Below are 853 nucleotides of genomic sequence, written 5' to 3'. Positions count from 1 at the left end.
CTCGAAGGCGGGGCGTCCGCCGTGCTGGAGGTAGGCGTGCAGGATGTCGGGGGTGTTGGCGAAGAAGTTCGGCCGCATCCAGGCCGCCGCCTCACCCGACAGCTCCGTCAGGTACTCGGTCAGCTCCTGCTTGGTGTTGCGCCAGGTGAAGTACGTGTAGGACTGCTGGAAACCGATCTGGGCGAGGGTGTGCATCATCGCCGGGCGGGTGAACGCCTCCGCCAGGAAGATCACGTCCGGGTCGCGGCGGTTGACCTCCGCGATCACCCGTTCCCAGAACACCACCGGCTTGGTGTGCGGGTTGTCCACGCGGAAGATCCGCACCCCGTGTCCCATCCAGTGCCGCAGCACCCGCACGGTCTCGGCGACCAGGCCGTCCATGTCGGCGTCGAACGCGATGGGGTAGATGTCCTGGTACTTCTTCGGCGGGTTCTCGGCGTAGGCGATGCTCCCGTCGGGGCGGTGGTGGAACCACTGCGGGTACTTGTGCACCCAGGGGTGGTCGGGCGAGCACTGCAACGCGAAGTCCAGGGCGATCTCCAGACCCAGCTTCCCGGCCTCGGCGACGAAGAAGTCGAAGTCCTCGATGGTGCCCAGGGCGGGGTGCACGGCGTCGTGGCCACCCTCCGGGGAGCCGATCGCCCAGGGCACGCCGACGTCGTCGGGGCCGGCGGTGAGGGTGTTGTTGCGGCCCTTGCGGAAGGTGGTCCCGATGGGGTGGATCGGCGGGAGGTAGACGACGTCGAAGCCCATGTCCGCGATCGGCCCCAGCCGGCGCGCGGCGGTGCGGAAGGTGCCGTGCGGCTCCTCGGCGGTGCCCTCCGAACGCGGGAAGAACTCGTACCACGAGCCG

Annotated in this window: 1 protein-coding gene; it reads right to left on the bottom strand. The window is 68.9% G+C overall.

Features of this window, described 5'->3' with window-relative positions; genetic code table 11:
* Nucleotides 1-853: alpha-amylase family protein (locus tag LG395_RS40895; RefSeq protein WP_505016514.1), on the bottom strand; the 853-nt coding region annotated here is incomplete at both ends.

Origin of the sequence: Streptomyces spinosus, assembly GCF_020400655.1 — a bacterium.
GTDB lineage: Bacteria > Actinomycetota > Actinomycetes > Streptomycetales > Streptomycetaceae > Streptomyces > Streptomyces argyrophylli.
This window is presented reverse-complemented; position numbering and strand designations above follow the sequence as displayed.